General features: G+C 70.6%; 21 protein-coding genes. 3 read left to right on the top strand and 18 right to left on the bottom strand.

Annotated features, from left to right (window positions below; translation table 11 throughout):
• Positions 1 to 20: 20 nt before the first annotated feature.
• From aroC to alaS, 7 genes are all read right to left on the bottom strand, one after another.
• On the bottom strand, positions 21 to 1,226 hold the full coding sequence (aroC, locus tag ACSEEN_RS03280; RefSeq protein WP_283255309.1) for a chorismate synthase: 1,206 nt from the start codon (positions 1,224 to 1,226) through the stop codon (positions 21 to 23).
• A 3-nt stretch (positions 1,227 to 1,229) separates the two neighbouring features.
• On the bottom strand, positions 1,230 to 1,949 hold the full coding sequence (locus ACSEEN_RS03275; RefSeq protein ID WP_371308105.1) for a DUF1906 domain-containing protein: 720 nt from the start codon (positions 1,947 to 1,949) through the stop codon (positions 1,230 to 1,232).
• Positions 1,950 to 2,118: 169 nt separating this feature from the next.
• The gene (locus ACSEEN_RS03270) at positions 2,119 to 2,505 is read right to left on the bottom strand and encodes an A24 family peptidase (RefSeq protein ID WP_298441663.1); all 387 of its coding nucleotides are present in this window, start codon (positions 2,503 to 2,505) and stop codon (positions 2,119 to 2,121) included.
• A gap of 81 nt (positions 2,506 to 2,586) precedes the next feature.
• Complete coding sequence (locus ACSEEN_RS03265) at positions 2,587 to 3,420, bottom strand: shikimate dehydrogenase (protein ID WP_247863602.1); 834 nt, start codon at positions 3,418 to 3,420, stop codon at positions 2,587 to 2,589.
• Positions 3,411 to 5,222: an endolytic transglycosylase MltG gene (mltG, locus tag ACSEEN_RS03260; protein WP_298441665.1), complete on the bottom strand. Its 1,812-nt coding sequence runs from the start codon at positions 5,220 to 5,222 to the stop codon at positions 3,411 to 3,413. Before mltG ends, ACSEEN_RS03265 begins: the two co-directional genes overlap by 10 nt.
• Positions 5,215 to 5,667, bottom strand: a complete 453-nt coding sequence (gene ruvX / locus ACSEEN_RS03255; RefSeq protein ID WP_247863604.1) for a Holliday junction resolvase RuvX — start codon at positions 5,665 to 5,667, stop codon at positions 5,215 to 5,217. The genes mltG and ruvX overlap by 8 nt, the downstream gene beginning before the upstream one ends.
• A complete protein-coding gene (alaS, locus tag ACSEEN_RS03250; protein WP_298441668.1) occupies positions 5,664 to 8,330 on the bottom strand; it encodes an alanine--tRNA ligase in 2,667 nt (888 codons plus the stop codon). The genes ruvX and alaS overlap by 4 nt, the downstream gene beginning before the upstream one ends.
• An 80-nt stretch (positions 8,331 to 8,410) precedes the next feature.
• Between alaS and ACSEEN_RS03245 the strand changes: the two genes are divergently transcribed.
• Positions 8,411 to 8,890: an OsmC family protein gene (locus tag ACSEEN_RS03245; RefSeq protein ID WP_440712302.1), complete on the top strand. Its 480-nt coding sequence runs from the start codon at positions 8,411 to 8,413 to the stop codon at positions 8,888 to 8,890.
• Here the strand turns inward: ACSEEN_RS03245 and ACSEEN_RS03240 are convergent.
• The 3 genes from ACSEEN_RS03240 to aspS are packed head-to-tail and all read right to left on the bottom strand — an operon-like array spanning position 8,865 to position 13,226.
• Positions 8,865 to 10,295, bottom strand: coding sequence for a replication-associated recombination protein A (locus ACSEEN_RS03240; protein WP_371307782.1), 1,431 nt, complete (start codon positions 10,293 to 10,295; stop codon positions 8,865 to 8,867). The genes ACSEEN_RS03245 and ACSEEN_RS03240 overlap by 26 nt on opposite strands.
• Before the next feature lie 7 nt (positions 10,296 to 10,302).
• A complete protein-coding gene (locus ACSEEN_RS03235) occupies positions 10,303 to 11,427 on the bottom strand; it encodes a hypothetical protein (protein ID WP_247863608.1) in 1,125 nt (374 codons plus the stop codon).
• Positions 11,424 to 13,226: an aspartate--tRNA ligase gene (aspS, locus tag ACSEEN_RS03230; protein ID WP_247863609.1), complete on the bottom strand. Its 1,803-nt coding sequence runs from the start codon at positions 13,224 to 13,226 to the stop codon at positions 11,424 to 11,426. The genes ACSEEN_RS03235 and aspS overlap by 4 nt, the downstream gene beginning before the upstream one ends.
• Before the next feature lie 117 nt (positions 13,227 to 13,343).
• Here aspS and ypfJ point away from each other — a divergent pair, with 117 nt between their 5' ends.
• Positions 13,344 to 14,231: a KPN_02809 family neutral zinc metallopeptidase gene (ypfJ, locus tag ACSEEN_RS03225; RefSeq protein WP_247863610.1), complete on the top strand. Its 888-nt coding sequence runs from the start codon at positions 13,344 to 13,346 to the stop codon at positions 14,229 to 14,231.
• A 27-nt stretch (positions 14,232 to 14,258) separates the two neighbouring features.
• On the opposite strand, the gene ACSEEN_RS03220 is transcribed toward ypfJ, so the two are convergent.
• The 3 genes from ACSEEN_RS03220 to ACSEEN_RS03210 all read right to left on the bottom strand — a co-directional run bounded on the left by ACSEEN_RS03220 (position 14,259) and on the right by ACSEEN_RS03210 (position 17,471).
• Positions 14,259 to 15,356 carry a linear amide C-N hydrolase gene (locus ACSEEN_RS03220; protein ID WP_440712301.1) on the bottom strand — a complete coding sequence of 366 codons (1,098 nt, stop codon included), beginning with the start codon at positions 15,354 to 15,356 and terminating at the stop codon, positions 14,259 to 14,261.
• Between the two features lie 151 nt (positions 15,357 to 15,507).
• Entirely contained in the window at positions 15,508 to 16,773 is a 1,266-nt protein-coding gene (gene hisS, locus ACSEEN_RS03215) for a histidine--tRNA ligase (protein ID WP_440712300.1), read from the bottom strand.
• Positions 16,770 to 17,471 carry an MBL fold metallo-hydrolase gene (locus ACSEEN_RS03210; RefSeq protein ID WP_247863613.1) on the bottom strand — a complete coding sequence of 234 codons (702 nt, stop codon included), beginning with the start codon at positions 17,469 to 17,471 and terminating at the stop codon, positions 16,770 to 16,772. The genes hisS and ACSEEN_RS03210 overlap by 4 nt, the downstream gene beginning before the upstream one ends.
• Positions 17,472 to 17,575: 104 nt before the next feature.
• Here ACSEEN_RS03210 and ACSEEN_RS03205 point away from each other — a divergent pair, with 104 nt between their 5' ends.
• The gene (locus ACSEEN_RS03205) at positions 17,576 to 18,505 is read left to right on the top strand and encodes a peptidylprolyl isomerase (protein ID WP_247863614.1); all 930 of its coding nucleotides are present in this window, start codon (positions 17,576 to 17,578) and stop codon (positions 18,503 to 18,505) included.
• Between the two features lie 7 nt (positions 18,506 to 18,512).
• Here ACSEEN_RS03205 and ACSEEN_RS03200 read toward each other — a convergent pair whose 3' ends face one another.
• Genes ACSEEN_RS03200 through secD form a run of 5 tightly spaced genes read right to left on the bottom strand, consistent with a single transcriptional unit; the run spans position 18,513 to position 25,767 of the window.
• Positions 18,513 to 20,822, bottom strand: coding sequence for a RelA/SpoT family protein (locus tag ACSEEN_RS03200; RefSeq protein WP_247863615.1), 2,310 nt, complete (start codon positions 20,820 to 20,822; stop codon positions 18,513 to 18,515).
• Positions 20,823 to 20,847: 25 nt separating this feature from the next.
• The gene (locus ACSEEN_RS03195; protein ID WP_247863616.1) at positions 20,848 to 21,405 is read right to left on the bottom strand and encodes an adenine phosphoribosyltransferase; all 558 of its coding nucleotides are present in this window, start codon (positions 21,403 to 21,405) and stop codon (positions 20,848 to 20,850) included.
• The gene (locus ACSEEN_RS03190; RefSeq protein ID WP_440712299.1) at positions 21,402 to 23,120 is read right to left on the bottom strand and encodes an ABC transporter substrate-binding protein; all 1,719 of its coding nucleotides are present in this window, start codon (positions 23,118 to 23,120) and stop codon (positions 21,402 to 21,404) included. Before ACSEEN_RS03190 ends, ACSEEN_RS03195 begins: the two co-directional genes overlap by 4 nt.
• Positions 23,117 to 24,214 (bottom strand): protein translocase subunit SecF, encoded by a 1,098-nt coding sequence (secF, locus tag ACSEEN_RS03185; protein WP_371307776.1) that lies wholly within the window; start codon positions 24,212 to 24,214, stop codon positions 23,117 to 23,119. Before secF ends, ACSEEN_RS03190 begins: the two co-directional genes overlap by 4 nt.
• Complete coding sequence (gene secD, locus ACSEEN_RS03180) at positions 24,211 to 25,767, bottom strand: protein translocase subunit SecD (RefSeq protein ID WP_247868016.1); 1,557 nt, start codon at positions 25,765 to 25,767, stop codon at positions 24,211 to 24,213. Before secD ends, secF begins: the two co-directional genes overlap by 4 nt.
• Between the last annotated feature and the right edge of the window lie 14 nt (positions 25,768 to 25,781).

Here is a 25,781-nt window from a genome sequence, read left to right as displayed (position 1 = left end):
GGTCAGCACGACCCGCGGCGTCACGGACGCGGCGGCCGGACGTCGATGGTCTCCAGGTAGGCCCGCAGGTTGGCGCCGGTCTCGGTGGCCGAGTCGCCGCCGAACTTCTCCAGCGCGGCCTGCGCGACGACCAGCGCGACCATCGCCTCGGCGACGACGCCGGCGGCGGGCACCGCACAGACATCGCTGCGCTGATGGATGGCGCTGGCGGGCTCGCCGGTGGTCATGTCGACCGTGGCGAGAGCGCGCGGGACCGTGGAGATCGGCTTCATGGCGATGCGGACACGCAGGTCCTCGCCGTTGGTCATGCCGCCCTCGGTGCCGCCGGCACGGTTGGTGGAGCGCAGGACGCCGTCGGGCCCGGGGACCATCTCGTCGTGCGCCTCGCTGCCACGGCGGCGGGCGGTGGCGAAACCGTCGCCCACCTCGACGCCCTTGATGGCCTGGATGCCCATCAGGGCGCCGGCCAGCCGGGCGTCGAGCCGGGTCTCGCCGGAGACGTGCGAACCGAGACCGATCGGGACGCCGGTGGCGATGATCTCGACGACGCCGCCGAGGGTGTCGCCGTCGCGCTTGGCCGCCTCGATCTCGTCGATCATCGAGGTCTCCGCGTCCTTACCGAAGGCGCGGACCGGGCTCTCATCGATGGCCGGCAGGTCGGCGTAGCGCGGCGCGGGGCCGTCGTACGGGTCGCTGGCGCCGATGGAGATGACGTGCGAGAGGACCTCGATGCCGAAGACCTGGCGCAGGAAGTTGCGGGCGACCGTACCGGCGGCGACGCGGGCCGCGGTCTCCCGGGCGCTCGCCCGCTCGAGGACCTGCCGGGCGTCGTCGAACCCGTACTTGAGCATGCCGGAGAAGTCGGCGTGTCCGGGGCGCGGCCGGGTGAGCGGCGCGTTGCGGGCGCCGGACAGTTCGGCGTCGTCGACCGGATCGGCCGACATGACCTTCTCCCACTTGGGCCATTCACTGTTGCCGATCTCGATGGCGATCGGGCTGCCCATGGTGCGGCCGTGCCGGAAGCCGCCGATCAGCGTCAGCTTGTCGGCCTCGAACTTCATCCGCGCACCCCGGCCGTAGCCGAGACGTCGGCGGGCGAGCTGTTCGGCGATGTCGGCCGAGGTGATCTCGACCCCGGCCACCATGCCCTCGATCATCGCGATCAGGGCGGGCCCGTGGGATTCTCCTGCAGTAGTCCAGCGCAACACAAGGAACAATTGTTCCAGAAGCTACGTCCACTGCCCGTACTGGGGCTTCAGGATGGTGTTGACGTCCACCGTCACCCCGCCGACCTGCTGCTGGCCGGGGATCTGGTGGAGGTGCGCGGCCGGGTGGAGGTAGCCCTTCGGCGTCCCCCAGTCGTGCTGCCAGAACCACTGCCCGAGCGCCAGCGACGACGCCCACTGGATGGTCTGCGCGTTGCCGTACACGCCGACCCGCCCCGGACCGATCACCGTGTTCCAGGCGAGCAGATACGGGGCGATCTGGGTGACGAACTGAGTGAGCGTCGGATTGTCGTCGATGGAGACGTAGATCGGGGCACCGGCCGGCCCGCCCGCCGCGGTGTGCAGCTGCGCCCCGCGGGCGGCGTGCTTCAGCCCGGCCGGGTAGCCGCCGAGCCAGTCGGCCGTCGCCTCCTTGCCGTACTGATAGTTGGAGACGACGGTCAGCCCGGCCGCGCGCATCCCCGTCGCCTCCGCGGCGGTCAGCGGCTTGCCGGTCATCCACGACTCGCGCGGATCGGACACGTACCGGATCACCCCGGCATGCCCGGCCGCGCGGACGGCCTGCGGGGACGGGACGCCGACGGCGTAGTCCAGCAGCGTGCCGAGGGTCGTGCCGGCGGGCAGCGAGGGCGGCAACTCCGACGAACCCGCGGCGAGGTCGGCGAGGCCGTCGGCGCGTGCCGGGCCGGACGGCAGCACGACGGCCGCACCCGCACCCGCGATTCCGGCGGCGCACACGGACAGGAAACGGCGGCGGGACACCCCGCGGGCACTGGCGGACACGAGAAACCTCGACTCGATCGGCGACGACTACCCCGCCCACCCTAGCCTCAAACCCCACCTGTACCTCTAGTCACTCTAGTCACAAACTCGGCCACGGTGCTTTCCACCCTCACGCGGCGGCGACGGCCACGACGAGGGTGGCAACGACCAGGAGCGGCCCGTGCACGACACGCCGTCGCCGCACCAGAGCGCACACCGCCACCGTCAGCACCGCGGCCAGGAGCAGCACGGCCAGGGCCGCGAACGACGACCCCGCGAGCACCCCGCACGACGGCGCCAGCTTCACGTCGCCCCCGCCGCACGATCGGGTGAGGAAGCCCGCCAGGTAGGGCGCGGTCAGCACCAGGGCGGCGAGCGCGGCGGCCGGTGACGACCACGCCTGTAGCGCCGCGATCAGCAGCAGCGGCAGGGTGAGCCGATTCGGCAGGCGGCCGGTGCGGCGGTCACACTCGGCGGCGGCGATCAGGCCCGCGGCGAGCAGCCAGGTGAGCAGCATGACACCAGCGTGGACCGTCGCGCCCGGCGCCGGGCGGCACCGTCCACAGGCCGGTACGAGTGGTACCGGGTTGTCCACAAGTCAGGCGCGCAGGACGGCGGCCATCGCCTCCTTGGGCGCGGGCCGCCCGGTGAACTGCTCGGACTGGCTGTACGCCTGGTTCAGCAGCATGGTGAGCCCGCCGACCACGACTCCCCCGGACTCGGTGACCGCCCGCGCCAGCGGGGTCGGCCACGGGTCGTAGATGACGTCGACCAGGCGCGCGGCACCGCGCAGCGACGCGATCAGCGGCTCCGCGGCGGGGGCCGGCACGGTGGAGACGACGACGTCCGCGCCCGCGACCGATTCGGCGAGCGCCGGACCGTTCTCGAAACCCACCAGACGACACGCCAGACCCAGCCGCCCGGCGAGTTCCACCACGCCCGCGGCGCGCTCCACGCTGCGGGCGACGAGGACGATCCCGGTGAATCCCCAGTCGGCGAGCGCCGCGACCGTCGGCAGGGCCGTCCCGCCGGCGCCCACCACCACCGCGTGCCGCGCGGCCACCGGGACTCCGGCCTCGGCGAGCGCGCCGGTCATCCCGTCGACGTCGGTGCAGTCGGCGCGCCACCGGCCGTCGGGCAGCCGGATCAGGGTGTTGGCCGAGCCGATCAGCTCGGCGCGCGCGGTCCGCTCGTCGGCCACCGCCAGCGCGGCGAACTTGCCCGGCATGGTGACCGAGAAGCCGGTCCACTCCGGTCCGGCGGCGGCCACCCGCGCGGGCAGCTCCTCGGCCGTCGTCTCCAGGGCGTCGTAGGTCCAGCCGTCCAGGCCCAGCGCGGCGAACGCGGCGCGATGCAGGTCCGGCGACCGCGAATGCCCGACCGGCGAGCCGAGCACCGCGGCCTTGCGCGGGCCGCCGTCCATCAGCTGCATCCGGTGGTGATGAACTTGTTCTTGCAGGCGACCTCGGTGTTCTTCTTGTGCTGGGCGAAGGTCTTCGCGAACAGCGTGGTGCCGTCCTTGTCGACGGTCACGAAATAGACCCAGTCACCCACGGCCGGGTGTTCGACGGCGTGCAGCGCCTTCTCGCCGACCGCACCGATCGGCGTCACCGGAAGGCCTTCCTTCTGGTAGGTGTTCCACTCGGTCTTGTCGGTGTAGGTCTCACCGTGCACGTCGATGTTGGTCACCGCCGCGGTGTAGTTGGCGGTGGAGTCCATCTCGAGCTTCTGGCCCTTGTCGAGCCGGTTCAGGATCACCCGGGCCGCCTTGGCGTAGTCGTCGTCGTGCTTCACCTCGCGCTCGATGATGGAGGCGACGACGAGGGCGTCGTACGGCATCAGTCCGGAGTCGTTCTGGCTGGTCAGGCCCCAGCTCTCGAACCGGGTCACGCTCCTGGTGATCAGGCTGCGCAGCAGTTCCTTCGCATCCATCCGGGGATCGATGTCCTCCCACGACCCGGACGCGATCAGGCCCTCGATCCGGCGGTGATCGCCGGTCAGCTTCTGCACGGCCGGTGCCGCCCACGACGGGACGCCGAGGTCGGCCACCGACGACTGCGCCGCGGCGTGCTGCAACTGCTCCACCGTGACGCCGTAGGTCTTGCCGTCGGCCTGGACCGAGGTCGCCTCCGCCAGCATCTCGAAGATGCCCGGCGTGGTCTTCCCGTCGATGCCCTTCTTGGAGTCGAGCTGCAGCCCCTCCGGGATCACCAGGCTGCCGACCCGGTAGGTGTCGTTCTCGTCGGTCAGCATCGATACCGCGGTGGCCGCCGAGATCTTGGTGGGCAGCTTGTAGAAGCCCGCCTTGAGGGAGCGGCTGCCCGCGGCGTCGATGAACGCCCGCTTGCTGCCGACCACGTCGTCGTCGGCGAGGATCTTCCCGATCTCGCGCACCGAGGCCTGTTCCGGGATCTGCACCAGTGTGGGGGAACCGCCCGTGGTGGAGCTGAAGTTCTTGTGCGAGTCGAACACGCCGAGATGTTTGAGGCCGAGCAGACCGACGACGAGCACGACGATCGCCACCGCCAGCACCGCGAACAGCGCCTTGCGGTGCGAACGCCGCTCCGGCATCCCGCCCTCGACGACCGGCAGGTCACCGGTCGGCGGCTCGCCGGATCCACCGGCGGACGGGGCCGGAGCCGGCGCGGTCTCGGCGTGACCGTCGAGGATGTCGAACGATCCGGTCACCGGTGCGGCGTGGGCCCCGGGCGCTGCGACCGGGGCGGTCGGGGCGGCGAGCGCGAACGCCGCGGTGTTCAGCTCGGCCGGGTCGAGCGCCGGGACGTGCGGGTCGGTCGCGGTGAAGTCCGCGGGCGAGCCGGCCCGCGACGACGGCATCGCCGCGGTGTCCGCGTCGGCCACCGGAGCGGGAACCGGAGCCGGAGCGGCCGGCACGGTCGGCGCCTCCGGAACCGGCGCGGTGACGGGGGCCACCGGCGCGGCCGGTTCCGGCAGCGGAGTCGGCGGCACGGCGGCCCGGTGCCGGACCTGCGGCGGCTCGGCGGACCACGACGGCTCGACGAAGCGCTTCTCGATCGCGGGCGAGGGCACCTCGGCCTGCGCGTACCGGATCTCCAGATACGGGTTGGCCGAGCGTTCCGGCCGCCGGTACTCGACGGTCGGATCGGGCAGGCCGGGATCGGTGCGGACGATCGGGATGCTGCCGGTCGTCGTCGGGTCGCCGGGTGCGCGGCGGCGCCGGTGCCGGGTCCGTGGCTCTTGCTCTTCAGTCACTCGCGCCTCGTCCTTCGCTGCGTCGGGCATCCAGCCATCCTTGAAGAATAGCCACAGCGGCCGCTTGATCGATGACGGCGCGCGCGGCCTTTCCCTTGCGTCCACTTGCGCGCAAGGCACCGGCCGCGGTCACCGTGGTGAGTCGTTCGTCGTGGTAGACGACGGGCACCGGGGCGATCGCCGCCGCCACCTGGCCGCCGAAGTCACGGGCCGCGGCCACCGCCGCGCCCTCGGTGTTGCGCAGCGTGCGGGGCAGGCCCACCACCACCTCGACCACTTCGTATTCGTCGGCCAGCGCGGCGACGCGCCGCACATCGGCGTCGTCGGCGGTGCGCTGGACGGTCTCCACCGGGGTCGCCAGGATCCCGTCGGGATCGCAGCTGGCCACGCCGACGCGGACGCTCCCGACATCGATGCCGAGGCGCCGTCCTCGCGGTGAGATCACGACTCGCCGACGACCTCTCGCACGCGACGCAACGCGGCGTCGATGCCCTCGGCATCGGTGCCGGAGCCCTGCGCCAGGTCCGGCTTGCCGCCGCCGCGGCCGGACACCAGCGGAGCGATCTCCCGGACCAGGTCACCGGCCTTGCGTCCGGCGGCCCGCGCGGCCTCGGTGGTGGCCACCACGAACGGCACCTTGCCGCCGTCCGCCCCGAACAGCACGACCACGGCGTCACGATCGGCGACCTTGCCGCGCAGTTCGGTGGCCAGCGCGCGCAGGCCGTTCGCGTCGACGCCGTCGCCCACCCGGCCGGCCACCACGAGGGTGCCGCCGACGGTCTCGGCGTCGTCGATCAGTCCGCCGACGGCCGCGCGGGCCTGCTCGGCGCGGACGGCGTCGAGCGCCTTCTCGGCGTCCTTGAGCCTGGTCACCAGCTGCTCGACGCGGTCGGGCACCTGCTCGGACGGCACCTTCAGCGAACTCGCGAGGCCGGCCAGCAGGGCGCGTTCCCGCGAGAGGTAGCGGAACGAGTCCATGCCGACGTACGCCTCGACGCGGCGGACACCGGAACCCACCGAACCCTCACCGATCACGGTGACCGGGCCGACCTGCGCCGAACTGCCGACGTGCGTACCACCGCACAGCTCCATCGAGAACGGTCCGCCGATCTCGACCACGCGGACCTCGTCGCCGTAGTTCTCGCCGAACAGCGCCATCGCACCCATCGCCTTGGCCGAGGCGAGATCGGTCTCGAAGGTGTTGACGGTGTAGTTGGCCTCGACGGCCTCGTTGCTGATGCGCTCGATCTCGGTGCGCTGAGCCTCGCTCAGCGGCTCGGACGAGTGGAAGTCGAACCGCAGGTAGCCGGGCCGGTTCAGCGATCCCGCCTGCGTCGCGGTGGGTCCGAGGACCTCGCGCAGCGCGGCATGCACCAGATGCGTGCCGGAGTGGCCCTGCGTGGCACCGTGCCGCCAGGACGGATCGACGGCCGCGAGCACCTCGTCGCCCTCGACGATCTCGCCCTCCTGGACCGTGACGCGGTGCAGCCAGACCAGCTTGGACAGCTTCTGCACGTCGGTCACGGTCAGCCGGGCGCCCGACGAGGTGGTGATGGTGCCGGTGTCGGCCATCTGACCGCCGGACTCGGCGTACAGCGGCGACCGGTCCAGGATCAGTTCCAGCTCCGTGCCCGGCGTCGCCGAGACCACCCGCTCGCCGCCGGCGACCATGCCGATCACGCGCGCCTGGGACACCAGCTCATCGAAGCCGGTGAACTCGGTCGGCCCCCGATCCAGGAACTCGCGGTACACCGAGAGATCGGCGTGCCCGGACTTGCGGGCGGTGGCATCGGCCTTGGCGCGGGTGCGCTGGGCCGCCATCAGCTCGGCGAAGCCCTCGCGGTCCACCTCGAGGCCCGCCTCGGACGCCATCTCCAGCGTGAGATCGATCGGGAAACCGTACGTGTCGTGCAGGACGAAGGCATCGTCACCGCTGATCCGGCTGCGGCCGGACTTCTTGGTCGACGCCGCGGCGTCGGCGAAGAGCTTGGAACCGGAGGCCAGGGTCTTGCCGAACGACGACTCCTCGGCGACCGCGACGGTCAGGATGTGCTCGCGCTGCTCGGCCAGCTCCGGGTACGACGGGCTCATCAGCTCGATCACCCGCTCGACGATGCGGCCCATCGTGGGCTCGCTCGCGCCGAGCAGGCGCATGGACCGCACCACGCGCCGCAGCAGCCGCCGGAGCACGTAGCCGCGGCCGTCGTTGCCGGGCACCACACCGTCGCCGATGAGCATGACGGCGGTTCGCGAATGGTCGGCGATCACCCGGAAGCGGACGTCGTCCTCGTGATCGCCGGTACCGTAGCCGCGGCCGGTCAGCTCCGACGCCAGGTCGATCACCGGCTTGAGCAGGTCGGTCTCGTAGACGTTGTCGACGCCTTGCAGCAGGCAGGCGACGCGTTCGATGCCCATGCCGGTGTCGATGTTCTTCTTCGGCAGCGGGCCGAGGATCTCGTAGCCCTCCTTGCCGCCGCCCTCACCGCGGATGTTCTGCATGAACACGAGATTCCAGATCTCGATGTAGCGGTCCTCGTCGGCCTCCGGGCCGCCCTCGATGCCGTACTCCGGGCCGCGGTCGTAGAAGATCTCCGAGCACGGGCCGCACGGGCCGGGCACGCCCATCGACCAGTAGTTGTCCTTGAGTCCGCGGCGCTGGATGCGCTCGGCCGGGACGCCGATCACGTCGCGCCAGATGGCCTCGGCCTCGTCGTCGTCGAGGTAGACCGTCGGCCAGAGCTTCTGCGGGTCGATGCCGTAACCGCCCTCGTCGACCGGGTCGGTCAGCAGCGACCAGGCGAATTCGATGGCCTCGCGCTTGAAGTAGTCGCCGAAGCTGAAATTGCCCGCCATCTGGAAGAAGGTGTTGTGGCGGGTGGTGATGCCCACCTCTTCGATGTCGAGGGTGCGCACGCACTTCTGCACGCTGGTGGCGCGGGCGAACGGTGGCGTCTGGTCGCCGAGGAAGTAGGGCTTGAACGGCACCATCCCGGCGTTCACGAACAGCAGGTTCGGATCGTCGAGGATCAGCGAGGCGCTGGGCACCTCGGTATGTCCGGCCCGGATGAAGTGATCCAGGAAGCGCTTCCGGATTTCATGCGTCTGCACTGCGGTGTCGTCCTCAGAATGTCGGCTGGTACGGCTGTTGCGACTCTCCAGCCTACCGTCGTCTCTGTCAGACTCGACCCATGGGACCCGAACACCGCTACGCGCTGACCGCCACCTGGCTCGGGAATCGCGGATCCGGCACCTCCGGCTACCGCGACTACGACCGCACCGTGCGCCTGGAGTCCGACGGCCGGCCGGACCTGGTCGTCTCGGCGGACCCGTCGTTCCGCGGCGACGCCGGGCGCTGGAACCCGGAGGACATGCTGCTGGCCGCCCTGGCCGAGTGCCACCTGCTCTCCTACCTCCACGCCTGCGTGGCTCGCGGGGTGGTGGTGACCTCGTACACCGACGACGCGACGGCGGTGATGCGCACCGAGGGCAACGGCGGCCGGTTCACCTCCGCGACGCTGCGGCCACGGGTCGTCGTCGCCGAGGAGTCGATGATCGACGACGCCCTCGCCGCCCACGACGACGCGCACGAATGGTGCTTCATCGCGAATTCGGTGAACTTCCCGGTTCACCATTCGGCGACGGTCACCGCTTCGCCGGCCCCTTCGTGATTCTGCGCACGATGCTGCGCAGACGCGTCACTCGCGGCCCGAGTTCACGCTCGAAGCCGTGCTCGCTGGGGTGGTAGTAGTCCCGGCCGACCAGCGGATCCGGTGGATACTGCTGGGCGACGACCCCGCCCGGATACTCGTGCGGGTACCGGTAGCCGACGGCGCTGCCCAGCGCTTCGGCACCGGCGTAGTGGCCGTCCCGCAGGTGCGGCGGCACGTTTCCGATGCGCCCGGCCGAGACATCGGCCATCGACTCGCTCATCGCCTTCACCACGCCCGCGGACTTGGGCGCGGTCGCCAGGTGAATGGTGGCCTGGGTCAGCGCGAGCCGGGCCTCGGGCATGCCGACCAGCTGGACCACCTGCGCGGCGGCCACCGCGGACTGCAGCGCGGTCGGGTCGGCCATCCCGATGTCCTCGCTGGCGTGGATCATCAGCCGCCGCGCGATGAACCGCGGGTCCTCCCCCGCCGCGATCATCCGCGCCAGATAGTGCAGCGCCGCGTCGACGTCGGACCCGCGGATCGACTTGATGAACGCGCTGATCACGTCGTAGTGCTGGTCGCCGTCGCGGTCGTACCGGACGGCGGCGCGGTCGATCGCCGCCTCGACGTCGGACACCTCGATGGTCAGCACCCGGTGCTCGTCGGCGTCGGCGCCGTCGGAGTCCACGCCGGCGTCGCGGACGACGCCGTCGGCGGTGGCCTCCAGCGCGGTGAGGGCGCGGCGCGCATCGCCGCCGGCCACCGCGATCAGGTGGTCGAGAGCCTCGTCGGTCAGCTCGACGCCGCCGGCCAGCCCGCGCGGGCTGGCGATGGCCCGGGCCACGACGGCGGCGATGTCGTCGTCGGTCAGCGAGCGCAGTTGCAGCACCAGCGACCGTGACAGCAGCGGGGCGACCACCGAGAACGACGGGTTCTCGGTGGTGGCGGCCACCAGCAGCACGATGCGGTTCTCCACGGCGTCGAGCAGCGCGTCCTGCTGTGTCTTGGAGAAGCGGTGGACCTCGTCGATGAACAGCACCGTCTGTTCGCCGTGGGCCAGGCGGCGGCGGGCGAGGTCGATCACCGTCCGCACTTCCTTGACCCCGGCCGACAGTGCGGACAGCGCCTCGAACCGGCCGCCGGTGGCGCGGCTGATCAGCGATGCCATCGTGGTCTTGCCGGTGCCGGGCGGGCCGTAGAGCAGCACGGACGACGCCCCCGAGCCCTCGATCAGCCGGCGTAGCGGTGCGCGTTCGCCGAGCAGATGCTGCTGGCCGACGATCTCCTCGAGTGTCTCCGGCCGCATCCGGACGGCGAGCGGGGCCTGCGGGCGGCGCGCCCCGCCGGGCGTGGCCGGTCCCCCGCCGGCGGCCGGCCGCGGCGGGTCGGCCGGATCGGCGAAGAGCCCAGGATCGTCGGTCATCGGGTGGTCACTCGAACCAGAACAGGCGCAACGCGCGTTCCATCTCGTCGGCGGCGCCGGCCAGTTCGGTGTCGCCGGCCCGCCGGGCGGCGTCGCCGAGGTCGGCCCACCGGGTCAGCACCACCCGCGCATCGGTGGTGTGCAGCGCCCAGTCGTGCCCGCGGCGGCCGCCGCCCACCATCCAGTGCGTCGACAGCCACACCCACAGGGTGCGGGCGACCAGGAGACGCCGGGTGAACTCGCCGTCCCGGTGCGCGACCGGCCACAGCGCCTCCACTTCCGATCGCCACGCGTCGACCAGGCGCTTCTCCAGGTCCGCGCGGCGGCCGAGGGCCACCTCCGACAGCCGGGCCGGGAAGGTCGCGAGTGCGTAGGCGACGTCGAGCGTGCCGTCGCGGAAGGCGCCGAACTCGTAGTCCATGAACTGGACGCCGTCCTCGTTGATCAGGATGTTCTCCGGGCCGACGTCCGACGGGCTGAACGCCCGCAGGTCGCCGCCGGTGAACAGCCGGCAGCCCTCCCGCAGGTCCGCGGCCAGCCGGTCCGACAGCGGGATGCCGAGGCGCTGCACCAGGGCGGGCGCCCCCTCCCGGCAGTCGCGGGCCTGCGCGGCGACCTCGTCGGCGCCCCGCTCGGCGCTGCCGGCGACCGTCCGGCGCAGTAGCGCCCGGAAGTCGTCCTCGCCGCCGACGGTCGCCGCGTGCATCCGGCCGAGTGCCTGGCCCCAGGCGCTCAGCCCGCGGGCCGCGGTGTCGGCGTCCTCGCCCAGCACCTCGATCATGCTGCGGCCGTGTCCGAGGTCGGTCAGCACCAGCATCCGGGCGTCGGTGTCCGAGGCGAGCAGCTGTGGTCCCGGGCGGGACCGCGTCGGCAGGGCCGTGGCGTAGCGGTAGGCGGCCACCTCGCGCAGGAAGGGGGCGATCGGCGCGCCGTCGTCGAGCACCTTGATCACCACGGTCCGGCCGGTGGCCAGCGGATTGTCACCCAGCCGGGAGCGGACGACGGTGCTGCGCCCGGTGCCGCCGAGGTCTTCCGGGTCGGTCAGGGTGACCGACGAACCGGCCCGCCGCGTGAGCAGGGCCTCCCCGGTCGCCAGCGCATCGGCGAGCAGCGCCTCCCCGGCCACGGTCATCGGTTCGCGGTGTCGTCGGCCTTCTGCGCGGTCACCGGCGGCTTCGGCGTGGCGTCGATCCCCGACTCCTTGCGCTGCTGCGGTGTGATCGGTGCCGGCGCGTCGGTCAGCGGGTCCACGCCGCCACCCGACTTCGGGAAGGCGATGACCTCGCGGATCGACGGCTCACCGGCCAGCAGCGCGGTGATCCGGTCCCAGCCGAAGGCGATGCCGCCGTGCGGCGGTGCGCCGAAGGCGAAGGCGTCGAGCAGGAAGCCGAACTTCTCCTGCGCCTCGTCGTGGGAGATGCCCATGATCTCGAAAACGCGTTCCTGCACGTCACGGCGGTGGATACGGATCGAGCCGCCGCCGATCTCGTTGCCGTTGCAGACGATGTCGTAGGCGTAGGCCAGCGCCGCGCCCGGGTTCTCCTCGAGGGTGTCGAGCGACTCCGGCTTGGGCGAGGTGAAGGCGTGGTGCACGGCCGTCCAGGCGCCCGAGCCGACGGCGACGTCACCGGACGCGGTGGCATCGTCGGCGGGCTCGAAGAGCGGCGCGTCGACGACCCAGGTGAACGCCCAGTCGCCGTCCTTGCGGAGTCCGAGCTTGTCGGCGATCTCGTTGCGGGCAGCGCCGAGCAGCGCGCGCATCGGCTTCACCGGGCCGGCGGCGAAGAAGATGCAGTCACCCGGCTGCGCGCCGACGTGGGCGGCGAGGCCCTCCCGCTCGGCGTCGGACAGGTTCTTGGCGACCGGGCCGGTGAGGCTGCCGTCCTCCTGGACCAGCACGTAGGCCAGCCCCTTGGCACCGCGCTGCTTGGCCCATTCCTGCCAGGCGTCGAGCTGGCGGCGCGGCTGCGCGGCGCCGCCCGGCATCACCACGGCGCCGACGTACGGCGCGCGGAAGACGCGGAACGGCGTGTCCGCGAAGTAGAGGGTGCACTCGACCAGCTCGAGGCCGAAGCGCAGGTCGGGCTTGTCGGTGCCGTAGCGCGCCATCGCGTCCGCGTAGGTGATCCGCGGGATCGGGGTGGTGATCTGGTAGCCGATCAGCTGCCACAGGGCCACCAGGATCTGCTCGGCGAGCGCGATCACATCGTCCTCGTCGACGAAGCTCATCTCGACGTCGAGCTGGGTGAACTCCGGCTGCCGGTCGGCGCGGAAGTCCTCGTCCCGGTAGCAGCGGGCGATCTGGTAGTAGCGCTCCATTCCGGCCACCATCAGCAGCTGCTTGAACAGCTGCGGGCTCTGCGGCAGGGCGTAGAAGGTGCCGGGCTGCAGGCGGGCGGGCACCAGGAAGTCGCGGGCGCCCTCCGGGGTGGAGCGGGTCAGCGTCGGCGTCTCGATCTCGAGGAAGTCGTTGGCGGCCAGCACCTCGCGCGCCGCGGCGTTGGCCTTCGAGCGCAGGCGGATGGCGTTGGCCGGATCTTCGCGCCGCAGGTCCAGGTAGCGGTAGCGCAGGCGCGCCTCCTCGCCCGGGTGCTCGTCGAGCTGGAACGGCAGCGGCGCCGACTCGTTGAGCACGACCAGTTCGCCGGCGTTGATCTCGATCGCGCCGGAGGCGAGGTTCGGGTTCTCGCTGCCCTCGGGACGGACTTCGACGGTGCCGGTCACCTGGATGCAGTACTCGGCGCGCAGCCGGTGCGCGGCCTCGGCCACCTGCTCGTCGCGGAAGACCACCTGCACGAGGCCGGAGGAGTCACGCAGATCGATGAAGACCACCCCTCCGTGATCGCGGCGGCGGGCCACCCATCCGGCGACGGTGACGGTCTGGCTGGCGTTCTCACGACGGAGAGACCCGGCGAGGTGGGTGCGAAGCACTGAGGTCCTTTCAGCGGCGGGTAAAGGGCGAACTTGCTCGATCTTCCATGGTAGAGGCCGCCCCCGACACGCGGTATCCGGCCCATCGGACACCGCGCCGCATGTCATCATGAGCGCGTGACTTTTCAGGGCAGCGGCGGACTCGACACCAGCGGTATCTCGGCCGGCGGATCCGGCGGGGGCGGCGGCTTCGGCGGCGGCAAGATCGCGCTCGGCGGCGGGGTGGGCCTCATCGTGGCCATCGTGGCGGTGCTGTTCGGGATCAATCCGGGCGACATCCTCGGCGGCGACAGCAGTTCCTCCAACCAGGTCGGGAACATCTCGCAGGGCAGCACCGGCTCGAACGCGGCGTTACAGCAGCAGATCGACAGCTGCACCATCGAGAAGGCCAATTCCGGCGATGTGTGCCGGATCGTGGCCACCGCCAACAGCCTCAACACGGTGTGGCCGACACTGGTCGACGGCTACACCAAGCCGAAGATGGTGATCTTCTCCGGGCAGGTGAACACCGGTTGCGGCGCCGCGTCGTCGGCCATGGGCCCGTTCTACTGCCCCGCCGACCAGACCGCCTACTTCGATCCGACGTTCTTCGCCGAACTCAAGCGGATGGGCGGGTCCGACGGCGCCGCGGCGCAGGAGTACGTGGTCGCCCACGAGTACGGCCATCACGTCCAGCAGCTCACCGGACTGCTCGCCAAGGGCCAGCGGATGGGCAACGCGGGTTCGGTGCGCACCGAACTGCAGGCCGACTGCTACGCGGGCGTGTGGTTCTACCACGCCCAGCGCGGCTCCGGGAAGGGCTTCATCGAGCCGCTGACCGACGATCAGATCGCCAACGTGATCCAGACGGCCCGGGCCATCGGCGACGACACCATCCAGGGCGCCAACTCCAACCCGGAGGGCTGGACCCACGGCTCGGCCGCCCAGCGTATCCGCTGGTTCAAGGTCGGCTACGCCGACGGCGATCCCCGTAAGTGCGACACCTTCGCCACCAACCAGCTGTAGCCGCCCGGAGACGAGACGGACCCCGGGCTACTCGGCGCCGAAGATCGCGACGGTCTTCTCGCGGACCAGGTCCTGGACCTGATGTGCACCGCTCGCGGCCTTCTTGGCCTCCTCGACGGCCTCACCGATCAGCGTGGCCTGCTTGATCGAGACGAGGTGGAACTTGTGGTGCTTCTTGAACTTGTGGGTGACGTTGCCCGACAGGCCGTGCTCCACCTCGAGATCGCTGATCAGATCGAGCCGGGCCTCGCCCGAGCCCTCGCTGAAGTCGAGTTCCGGCAGGTCTACCCACACGGTGTTCGGGCGCGTGGTCGACTCGAAGTAGTAGCGCTTGGCGGTGTGGTCGGACACCGTCTGCCACAGCGTCTGGGAGGCGTCCGGCTTGCCCGGCTCCGGGTTGCGGAAGGGCTGCGCGGCATTGCGGATGATGCTGAACATCGAGGCGATGGCGGTCAGCTTCGACGCCGGCTCCGGCTGGTGCTTGACGTAGTAGAGCGCCCGGGCGAAGCGGTCGCGCGCATCGCAGGTGCCGGGCAGCGGGGCGTCGCCGCCGAGGCCCTCGTACTGCTTCACCAGTTCGAGCTGCTGGTCGTACGCGGGCGAGTTGGTCATCACCCAGTAGTCGCGGCTGTGGTGGACGTTCAGCTTGCCGTCGATGTACTCGAAGATCGCCGAATCGCCGACCGCGTCGCCGAGCGCGAGGTGGATCGCCGGGTGGCTGCCGCCGGTCGGGTCGGCCATCGGGATCACCTGCGGATTGTTCGCCTCGGTCCACTCGACCGCCTCGGCGACGGTGGCGAAGTTGTCGAGGTAGTACTGCATCCACACCGACATCGCGAGCTGCGGCCGCGTCGGGTCGGGATCGCCGTATTCGGACTCGGCGAGCCAGAGGACATGGCCGGTGAGGCCCTCCTCGTTCATGCCGTCGGCCGACATGATGTCGAAGACGCCGGCCACGACGCTGCCGTACTTCGCCGTCCACGTGAGCGCGCCGTTCACCCGGTCGTCACGCTTGATGCCCCGCGGGAGTTTCCAGAGATTGGTCCGCAGATCCATGTGGAAATCCATATTGCGGCCGGTGATGACCGATCCGCCGGCTTCGGGCCAGAGCACACGAGTGCACATGTAAGCGCCTGCTTTCGCTGTCGTGAAAGGAAATGAGTGGTGATGCGAGCGCCTCCATAATCACCGAACGAATCGGCTCGCGCAATGGGAACTCCGCATGTCACCGGATATAATGAATTGCGTATAGATGCACGTATACCACGTGCCATACTCAGGCCAGCAGACCGGCGATCTCGTCGACGACGCCGTCGAGCGCGACCTTGCGCTGCTCCCCGTTCGACAGGTCTTTGATCTCGATGGTCCGCTCCGCCAGCTCGTTCTCGCCCAGCACCAGCGCGAGCCGCGCACCGGAACGATCGGCCGCCTTCATGGCACCCTTCAGGCCGCGGTCGCCGTAGGCCAGGTCGACGCGGACACCGCGCTCACGCAGCCGGCCGGCGAGCGCGACGAGCTCGTCTTTGGCGGCCGCGCCCAGCGGCACGCCGAAGACCTGCACGCGGCCCTGCCCGGCGACCGAGACGTTCTCCGCGGCGAGCGCCAGGACCGTGCGGTCCACGCCGATACCGAAACCGATGCCGGACAGATCCTGTTTGCCGCCGATCTGCTTCATGAGGCCGTCGTAGCGGCCACCGCCACCGATCCCCGATTGCGCGCCGAGACCGTCGTGCACGAATTCGAAGGTGGTCTTGGTGTAGTAGTCCAGGCCGCGGACCAGCCGCGGATTCAGCTCGTACGACACGCCCAGCCGGTCCAGGTGAGCCCGCACCGACTCGAAATGCTCCCGCGCCGAGTCGCTGAGATGGTCGATCATCAGCGGCGCGCCCGCGGTCATCTCGCGCACTTCCGGACGCTTGTCGTCGAGCACCCGCAGCGGATTGATGCGGGCACGCTCGCGCGTCGCCTCGTCCAGATCCAGCCCGAACAGGAATTCCTGCAGCGCCTCGCGGTACTGCGGGCGGCAGGTGTCGTCGCCCAGCGAGGTGAGTTCCAGCCGGTACCCGGACAGCCCGAGCCGCCGGTAACCCTCGTCGGCGACGGCGATCACCTCGGCATCGAGCGCGGGGTCGTCGACGCCGATGGCCTCGACGCCCACCTGCTGCAACTGGCGATAGCGGCCCGCCTGCGGTCGCTCGTACCGGAAGAACGGCCCGCTGTAGCAGACCTTGACCGGGAGCTGACCGCGATCGAGACCGTGCTGGATCACCGCGCGCATCACCCCCGCCGTGCCCTCCGGGCGCAGCGTGACCGTGCGGCCGCCCCGGTCGGCGAAGGTGTACATCTCCTTGGAGACCACATCGGTGGATTCGCCGACGCCGCGGGCGAACAGCGCCGTCTCCTCGAAGATCGGCAATTCGATGTGTCCGTACCCGGCGCGATACGCGGCGTCGGTGAGGGCGGTACGAACGGCGAGGAAGTCAGCCGAGGCCGGCGGGTAATAGTCCGGAATCCCCTTGGGTGCGTGGAATTCTCCGCTCACAGTCCGTATCGTCCCTTCTTCTCCCGGCCCGGCAGCTCCTGCAGGAACGGATTGGTGGCGCGTTCGGCGCCGACGGTGGTGGCCGGTCCGTGCCCGGGCAGGACGACGGTGTCGTCGCCCATCGGGAGGATGCGCTCGTCGATCGAGCGCAGCAGCCGGCTGTGGTCGCCGCCGGGCAGATCGGTGCGGCCGATCGAACCGGCGAACAGTACGTCCCCACTGAAGCAGACGACGGACGGCTCCTCCTCGCCGGGTGTCTCGACCGTCAGCAGCACGCTGCCGCGGGTGTGGCCCGGTGCGTGGTCGACTTTCCACCGGATCCCGGCCACCTCGATCTCCTCGCCGTCGGCGAACTCGATCACCTTCTCCGGCTCGCGGAACTCCATCACCCCGATCATCGCGGCCAGGGCCTTGCCCAGGCCCTCGCCGGGGTCGGCGAGCATGCCGCGGTCGTCGGGGTGGATGTAGACGGGGATGGCGTATTCGTCGGCCAGTTCCTGGGCGTTCCACGTGTGGTCCAGATGGCCGTGGGTCAGCAGGATCGCGACCGGGGTGAGGCCGCGTTCGGCGAGCTGGGCGCGGACCTGGGGTGCCGCGTCCTGACCCGGATCGATGACCACCGCCTCGCCCGTCTCCTCGTCGGCGACCAGGTAGCAGTTGGTTTGGAACATCCCCGCGGGGAAACCGGTGATGAGCATGGGTCCCATTCTGTCATTCCGGCCTGCGATAGCATGGGGCGCGCCGTGACTCCCCGCGGCCGGACATCTGGCCACCCGCCGATGACACAGGAGGACCACCGAGCGTGACGACCAACGAGGAGCGCCGCGAAGCCGCCAAGCGCAAGCTGGAACAGCGCCTGGAAGCCGAGCGGCAGCAGGCCCGCAAGCGGCGCAACACCGTCATCGGCATCGTCAGCGTGGTCGTCGTCGCGGTCGCCGCCGTGGGCGGCTACTTCTGGTACCGGGCCTGGGACAACGGCCGCCACACCGAATGCAGCTACGCCGACGCGCCGTTCGACTGGGATGGCGAGATCAAGGCGGTGCAGCAGCAGGTCGATGCCGCCCCGGCCGCACAGAAGGCCCAGGGCAACGCCTACCTGCAGCTCCTCCGCGACGGGCAGAAGAAGCAGCGCACCGCGCCGAAGCCGCCGGGCCGCACGCTCAACACCGGCACCGTCACGATGACGCTGAAGACCAACAAGGGCGACCTCCCACTGAGCCTCGACCGCCACCAGGCGCCCTGCAACGTCAACGCCCTGGTCTCGCTGTCGAAGGACGGCTACTACAACGACACCTCCTGCCACCGGCTGGTCGCCCGCGACACGCTTAGCGTGCTGCAGTGCGGTGATCCCACGCTCACCGGGGCAGGCGGCCCCGGCTGGAGCACCAAGGACGAGCTGCCGACCAAGCTGAAGATGGTCCCGGGCAGCGATCAGATGCAGCAGCTGGGCATGGACGCGACGTACATCTACCCGCGCGGCACCGTGGCGATCGCCAACAAGAACAACGCGCAGCAGGGCATCACGAACACCGGCAGCGCCCAGTTCTTCATCGTGACCAAGGACTCGCAGCTCCCGGCTTCCCTGTCCATCGTCGGCCACGTCGACGACCAGGGCATGAAGGTGGTCGACCAGATCGCCAAGGGCGGCATCGACCCGGGCGTTCTCGGCACCGCTCAGGACGGCAACCCGAAGACCCCGCTGGAGATCAAGACCGTCAGCATCAGCGACTGACCCGGGGCTACGCCGCGGAGGTCACCCGGTAGACGTCGTACACGCCTTCCACGTTGCGCACGACGTTCAGGACGTGCCCGAGATGCTTCGGGTCGCCCATCTCGAAGGTGAACTTGCTGACCGCGACGCGGTCGCGGGCGGTGTGCATGGTCGCCGACAGGATGTTGACTCGTTCGTCGGCCAGCGCCCGGGTGATGTCCGACAGCAGCCGGTGCCGGTCCAGGGCCTCCACCTGGATGGCGACCAGGAACACCGACGACGGGCTCGGCGCCCAGTGCACGGGCAGCAGCCGCTCGGACTGGGCGCGCAGGGCCGCCGCGTTGGTGCAGTCGTCGCGGTGGACGCTGACGCCGCCGCCGCGGGTGACGAAGCCGAGGATCGCGTCGCCGGGCACCGGGGTGCAGCATTTGGCGAGCTTCACCAGGATGTTGTCGACGCCCTCTACCTGGACGCCGCAGTCGGCGCTGGACGGCCGTGAACCCTGCGGCACGGTCGACGGGGTGGACCGCTCGGCGAGCTGCTCCTCGGCGCTCTCCACGCCACCGAGCATGGTCACCAGCCGGTGCACCACGCGGCCCGCGGTCAGATTGTGCTCGCCGACCGCCGTGTACAGCGCATCGACGTCGGCGTAGCCGAGCTCCTTCGCGAGGGTGGTGACCGATTCGGCGGACAGCAGGCGCTGCAACGGCAGGCCGCCGCGGCGCACCTCCTTGACGATCGCCTCTTTGCCCGCTTCGAGGGCCTCCTCGCGGCGTTCCTTGGCGAACCACTGCCGGATCTTGGCCTTGGCGCGCGGCGAGACGACGAAGTTCTGCCAGTCCTTGCTCGGGCCGGCCGTCTCGTCCTTGGAGGTGAAGACCTCCACCACCTCGCCGTTCTCCAGCGGCCGTTCGAGGGCCACCAGGCGGCCGTTCACCCGGGCGCCGATGCACCGGTGCCCGACCTCGGTGTGCACCGCGTAGGCGAAGTCGACCGGCGTCGAGCCCGTCGGCAGGGTCACGACGTCACCCTTCGGGGTGAAGACGAAGATCTCCTTGACCGCGAGGTCGAACCGGAGCGATTCGAGGAACTCGCCGGGATCGGCGGCCTCCCGCTGCCAGTCGAGGAGCTGGCGCATCCACGCCATGTCGTCCACCTCGGCGACATCGGCGTTCTTGCGCCCCTTACCTTTCCGGCCCTCCTTGTAGCGCCAGTGCGCGGCGATGCCGAACTCGGCGGTGCGGTGCATGTCGTGGGTGCGGATCTGCACTTCGAGCGGTTTGCCCTCGGGACCGATGACGGTGGTGTGCAGCGACTGGTACACGCCGAAGCTGGGCTGGGCGATGTAGTCCTTGAAGCGGCCGGCCATCGGATGCCACAGCGAGTGCACCACGCCGACGGCGGCGTAGCAGTCGCGCACCTCGTCGCACAGGATGCGCATGCCGACCAGGTCGTGGATGTCGTCGAAGTCGCGGCCCTTGACGATCATCTTCTGATAAATCGACCAGTAGTGCTTGGGCCGGCCCTCGACGGTCGCGGTGATCCGCGCCCCGGCGAGCGCGTTGTTCAGGTCGCTGCGTACTCGTTCCAGGTAGGTGTCCCGGCTGGGTGCGCGGTCGGCGACCAGCCGCACGATCTCCTCGTACCGTTTCGGGTGCAGGATCGCGAACGACAGGTCTTCGAGTTCCCACTTGACCGTCGCCATGCCCAGCCGGTGCGCCAGGGGCGCGATCACTTCGAGCGTCTCCCGGGCCTTGCGCGCCTGCTTCTCCGGCGGCAGGAACCGCATGGTGCGCATGTTGTGCAGCCGGTCGGCGACCTTGATCACCAGTACGCGCGGGTCGCGGGCCATAGCGATGATCATCTTGCGGATGGTCTCCGCCTCGGCGGCGCTGCCGAGCGCCACCTTGTCGAGCTTGGTGACGCCGTCGACGAGGTGCGCGACCTCGGTCCCGAAGTCGGATTCCAGCTGTTCCAGGGAGTAGCCGGTGTCTTCGACGGTGTCGTGCAGGAGCGCGGCGACCAGGGTGATGGTGTCCATGCCGAGATCGGCGAGGATGGTGGCGACCGCCAGCGGATGGGTGATGTAGGGGTCACCCGACTTGCGGAACTGCCCTTCGTGGTGGGTCGCGGCGACGTCGTACGCCCGCTGTAGGACGGCGACGTCGGCCTTCGGGTAGACCTCGCGGTGCAGCGTGGCGAGCGGTTCCAGGACCGGCTCGATCGGGCTGCGCGGACCGGCCGTGATGCGCCGGGCCAGGCGGGCCCGCACCCGCCGCGAACTCAGGGGCGGCGCACCTGTCTCATCGGGCCGGTGGCTGGTCTCGGCGTCGCTCATGTCACGAGCTTAGTCACGCGGCCGCTCAGTCGTGACAGAGGTTGTGCACACGGACCGACGAGCCGAGTCCGGCACCGATGACCGTCCGCCCGCCGCAGGCCGCGAGCTCCATGATCACCGCGAGATCGGCGACCTCGGCGCGCGCCTGCCGCAGCAGCCGGGCGGCGGCGACCAGCGTGCCGCCGGTGGCCAGCACGTCGTCGACGACGGCCACCCGGCGTCCGGCGAGCGCGATGCCCTCGGCCGGAACCTCGAGCCGCGCGCTGCCGTACTCGAGGTCGTAGTCGACGCCGATCACCGGCGGCGGCAGCTTGCCGCCCTTGCGCACCGCGACCACGCCGACGCCGAGTTCCCGCGCGACCGCGCCACCGAGGAGGAATCCCCGCGCGTCGATCCCGGCGATCAGTTCGGCGCCGTCGCAGCATTCGGCGAGCGCGGTGACCACGGCCGCCAGTCCGCCCGGGTCGGCGAGGACCGGGGTCAGGTCCTTGAAGGCGATCCCCGGGGACGGGAAGTCGTCGACCAGCCGGGCGTGCCGGTCGATCGCTTCGCGGGCGGTGAGCACCGCCGCTGACGCGTTCACTTGCGCACCCACCGATCCATGTTCCAGCCGGTGCCGGTGCGGGCCAGGCCCGGGATCACCTGCGCCGTCGACGTCGTGTGTTCGCGTGCGCGGACCGTGCCGAACAGCGGGATGGACGGCAGCGCGTCCCAGGCCGCGTTCTCGATGGTCCGCAGCAGCGGGAGCCGGGCACTGTCGCTCTGGGTGAGCGACAGGTCGGCGATCGCGCCGGTCGCCTGCGGATTGTTGAAGCCGGACAGGTCGAGCGGATCGCCGCCGAACAGCTGATAGACGTTCGGGAAGCCCGACGCGGTCCCCGCGGCGGCGAAGCCGGTGGCGCCGTTGGTCAGCAGCACGTCGACGCCGGAACCCAGTGCGCCCGGGGTCAGGGCATCACCCGGGGTCAGGGCATCGGACGACGCGTCGACCACGGTGAGTCCGGCGGCGCCGCATTCGGCGATGATCGCGTCGGCGACGGCCTTGCCGACCGGATCGGGCGCGCGGTAGCCGAGCCGCACGGTGACCGGGGCGCGGCGGCCGTCGGCCCCGGCCGGACGGTCGTCGAGCAACTGCCGGGTGCGCCGTACGTCCGAGCGCGGATACCGGCGGGCGAACTGCTCGTTGAGGGCCGAGCCGAGCGGGTCGGACGGGGCCACGGTCCGCAGCGACCACACCAGGCCGTTGGCGCCGAAGCGCCGGGCCAGCGCGTCGCGCGGCACGCACGAGGCGAACGCGCGCCGCAGCGCCGGGTCGGCGAGGACGCCGCGGCCGGAGAGCACCAGCTGGGTCACCGAGAGCGACCGCGGGTCCTTGGCGGCCCGCCGGTTCTCGGCGCCGGTGTACTCGGTGGCGGCGCGGCCCATCATCCGGTCGCCGGCCGCGAGGTCGCCGGTGTCGGCCACCTCGACCTTGCCGTCGGCGACGGCCTTGTCGCCCGCGGTCCCGCGCGGCCACACGGTGATGTCGCGAGTCACCGGGGCGTCGCCCCACCACTTGTCGTTCGCGGTCAGCCGCAGGCCGCCGTCGACCGTGTATTCGCGGAGCTTGTAGGGACCGGCCGACGGGAAGTCCTTCTCGTCGATCGCGGTGCCCGGCTTGAGGGCGAATCCGTTGTTCCAGACGTCGGCGATCTTCGCGATCGCCGCCTTGTCGCCCTTCTCGATGGCACCGACCAGGTCCGGCACCCCGGCCTTCCGGGCCACCACGTGCGCCGGCAGCAGCGTGCCGACACCGAACAGGGCCGGCCACTGCGCGTAGTCGCGGCCGCGCGCGAAGGTGACGGTCGCGGTCTTCTCCCCCGGCGTGCATTCGACGCCGGCGATGTCGCGGTAGCCGGCGTTGGTCGACGCCGCGAACCCGCGGAGCTTGCCGCCCATCGCGGCCGCGGCCAGCACCAGGTCGTCGCACTCCATCGGGTGCCCGTCGGAGTATTGCGCCTTGTCGGCGAAGGTGTACTGCAGCGTCAGCACGGGGCCGTCCTGCACCGTCACGGTGCCGATGTCGCGGTCGGCGACCACCTGCCCGTCCGGGCCGAGGTAACTGAAGCCGGGCAGCACGCGGGCCAGCGCCATGATCGCGCCGGAGGCGTCGCCGTCGACGGTGTTGACGTTGTATCCGTCGACGCTCGCGTCGATCAGATAGTCGATCTGATCCCGGTCTCCGCTGCCGCACGCGGTGAGCGTGACGGCCACGACCGCCGTGAGGCCGACGGCCAGCGCGGAGACCAGGCGTCTCACGCCGCGCTCCGGGCGCGCCGGGCCAGCACCTTCGCGGTATGCGCCTTGACGTCGGCGCGTCGTTGCTTCAGCGTCACCAGCAGCGGCGAAGCCAGGAACACCGAGGAGTAGGTGCCCACGACGACGCCCACCAGCTGGATCAGCGCCAGGTCCTGGAGGGTGCCGACACCGAGCATCCAGACCGCGATCACCATCAGCGCGATGATCGGCAACACCGAGATCACCGTCGTGTTGATGGATCGCATCAGGGTCTGGTTCACCGCTAGGTTGGTCTGTTCGGCATAGGTGCGCCGCGAGGTCGCGAACACCCCGCGGGTGTTCTCCTCGACCTTGTCGAAGACCACCACCGTGTCGTAGACGGAGAAGCCGAGAATCGTGAGCAGACCGATGACGGTGGCCGGGGTCACCTCGAAGCCGACCAGCGAATAGATGCCCGCGGTGACGACGACGTCGAACACCAGCGAGGCCATCGAGGCGAGCGACATCTCCCGGTCGAACCGGATGGTGATGTAGAAGAACACCACCACCAGGAACACGACCAGCGCGATCACCATCTTCCGGGTGATCTCCTTGCCCCAGGTGCTGCTCACGTCCGAGCTGGAGACGTCGGACGCCTTCAGCTGCTCGGGGAACGCGGCGGCCAGCCCCGCGGTGACCGCGGCGGTCTGCGACTGGTCGAGGTGCTGGGTCCGGACCTGGATGGTCTTGGCCGCGCCGCTGCCGGCGGTCTGCACCTGATGCGGGTCGAAGCCGAGCGACTCCGAGACGTTCTTCTCGACGGCGGAGGTGGTGACGCCGGCCTTGGCCGGCAGCGAGATCTGGGTGCCGCCCTCGAAATCGATACCGAGGGTGAACCCGCGGAAGATCATCGAGAGGACGCAGATCGCCAGGATGAGGCCCGAGATCAGGTACCACATCTTGCGCTTGCCGACGATGTCGAAGGCGCCGGTGCCGCTGTACAGGCGGGAGAAGAAGCCCTTGCTCGCATCGGCCCGGTAGTCGGCGTCGTCCCACTGCGTGGTCGGCGAGGTGTCGATCACCTCGGTCGTCTCCGGCTCGGTGGTCCCGGTCCCGGGACGCTTCGCGTGCGTCACTGCACCGTCTCCTTCTGCTGGCGGGCGGCGGCGCGTCGCCGTTGTTTGGCGACCTCACTGACCGCGCCGAGGCCGTTGACGCTCGGACGCGACAGGAACTCCGACCGGGTCGCGAGTTCGACCAGCGGATGGGTCACCAGGAACACGATCACCACGTCGAGGATGGTCGTGAGACCCAGGGTGAACGCGAAGCCCCGGACCTCGCCGACGGCCAGCACGTAGATCACGACCGAGGCGATGAAGCTCACCGCGTTACCGGTCCAGATGGTGCGGCGGGCGCTGGCCCAGCCGCGCGGCACGGCCGAGCGGAAGCTCCGGCCCTCGCGCATCTCGTCCTTGATGCGCTCGAAGTAGACGACGAACGAGTCCGCCGTCATGCCGATGCCGATGATCAGACCGGCCATGCCCGCTAGGTCGAGGGTGAACCCGATCCAGCGGCCGAGCAACACGATCACGCCGTAGACCATCAGGCCGGCCAGGACCAGTGAGCCGGCCGCCAGGAAGCCCAGCATCCGGTAGTAGGCCAGCGAGTAGAGCAGCACCGCGATCAGGCCGATGAGACCCGCGATCAGGGCCGCGCGCAGCGCCTGCCAGCCCAGCGTCGCCGAGACCGACTGGGCCTCGGACGCCGAGAACGACAGCGGCAGCGAACCGTACTTCAGGGCGTTGGCCAGCGAATTGGCCTCCTCCTGCGTGAAGCTGCCGCTGATCTCCGTGCCACCGAGGATCTGCGAGTTGATGACGGCCGCGGAGATCACCCGGCTGTCCAGGGTCACCGCGGTCTGCTTGCCGACGTTCTTGCCGGTGTAGTCGACCCAGGTCTTCTTGCCCGCGCCCTTGTAGTCGACGTTGACCACCCACTGCCCGGACTGGTTCTGTCCGGACGAGGCCTTGGCCACGTCCCGGCCGTCGATGATCATCGGGGCCAGCAGGTACACCGCGTCCCCCTTCTCACCGCAGGACACCAGGTACTGCTTGGGGTCGTCGTGCCCGACCAGCGGGTCGTTGGCCTCCGGGGAGCAGTCGACCTTGGCCATCTCCTCGCGCAGCTGCTGGATCTGCGCGTCGGTGGCGTTCGCCGGCGCCTGCCGGGCCTTGCGGGCCGCGGCGATCGCGGCGGCCTGCTGCTCGGCGGTCTGCTCGGCCAGCGGCGGGGCCGGCGGTGTCTTCTGCGGCACCGCCTGGGCCGTGTCGATCACCGGGCGGATGTACAGCCGCGCGGTCTGGCCGAGCGCGCGGGCCTGCTTGCCGTCGTCGCCGGGCACGGTGATGACGATGTTGCTGCCCTGCACCACCACCTCGGAGCCGCTGACGCCGATGCCGTTGACGCGCTGCTCGATGATGTTGCGGGCGATCTCGAGCTGGCTGCTCTTCGGGTCGGAGCCGTCATCGGTGCGGGCGGTCAGCACCACGCGGGTGCCGCCCTGCAGGTCGATGCCGAGTTTCGGTTCGGGTTTGCCGCCGCCGGTGAAGAAGATCAGCGCGTAGATCACGCCGAGCAGCACCAGGAACACCGTCAGCGGCTGCCACGGCGGAACGCCGCGGCGCGCCATGGTCCGGCGCGGAC

The organism is Gordonia marina (assembly GCF_052036135.1).
In the GTDB taxonomy this organism is placed as follows: Bacteria; Actinomycetota; Actinomycetes; order Mycobacteriales; family Mycobacteriaceae; genus Gordonia.
The sequence above is the reverse complement of the archived record's forward strand: the minus strand, read 5'-3'. Positions and strand labels throughout refer to the sequence as shown.

What these genes read in the sequence shown, in the direction of transcription:
- ACSEEN_RS03270 (WP_298441663.1), bottom strand. Translation starts at nt 2,505, where the DNA reads ATGCTGCTCACCTGGCTGCTCGCCGCGGGCCTGATCGCCGCCGCCGAG.
- ACSEEN_RS03235 (WP_247863608.1), bottom strand. Translation starts at nt 11,427, where the DNA reads ATGACCGTGGCCGGGGAGGCGCTGCTCGCCGATGCGCTGGCGACCGGG.
- secD (WP_247868016.1), bottom strand. Translation starts at nt 25,767, where the DNA reads ATGGCGCGCCGCGGCGTTCCGCCGTGGCAGCCGCTGACGGTGTTCCTG.
- ACSEEN_RS03240 (WP_371307782.1), bottom strand. Translation starts at nt 10,295, where the DNA reads ATGACCGACGATCCTGGGCTCTTCGCCGATCCGGCCGACCCGCCGCGG.
- ACSEEN_RS03210 (WP_247863613.1), bottom strand. Translation starts at nt 17,471, where the DNA reads ATGCTCATCACCGGTTTCCCCGCGGGGATGTTCCAAACCAACTGCTAC.
- ACSEEN_RS03245 (WP_440712302.1), top strand. Translation starts at nt 8,411, where the DNA reads ATGGGACCCGAACACCGCTACGCGCTGACCGCCACCTGGCTCGGGAAT.
- ACSEEN_RS03220 (WP_440712301.1), bottom strand. Translation starts at nt 15,356, where the DNA reads ATGTGCACTCGTGTGCTCTGGCCCGAAGCCGGCGGATCGGTCATCACC.
- ACSEEN_RS03265 (WP_247863602.1), bottom strand. Translation starts at nt 3,420, where the DNA reads ATGCAGCTGATGGACGGCGGCCCGCGCAAGGCCGCGGTGCTCGGCTCG.
- ACSEEN_RS03200 (WP_247863615.1), bottom strand. Translation starts at nt 20,822, where the DNA reads ATGAGCGACGCCGAGACCAGCCACCGGCCCGATGAGACAGGTGCGCCG.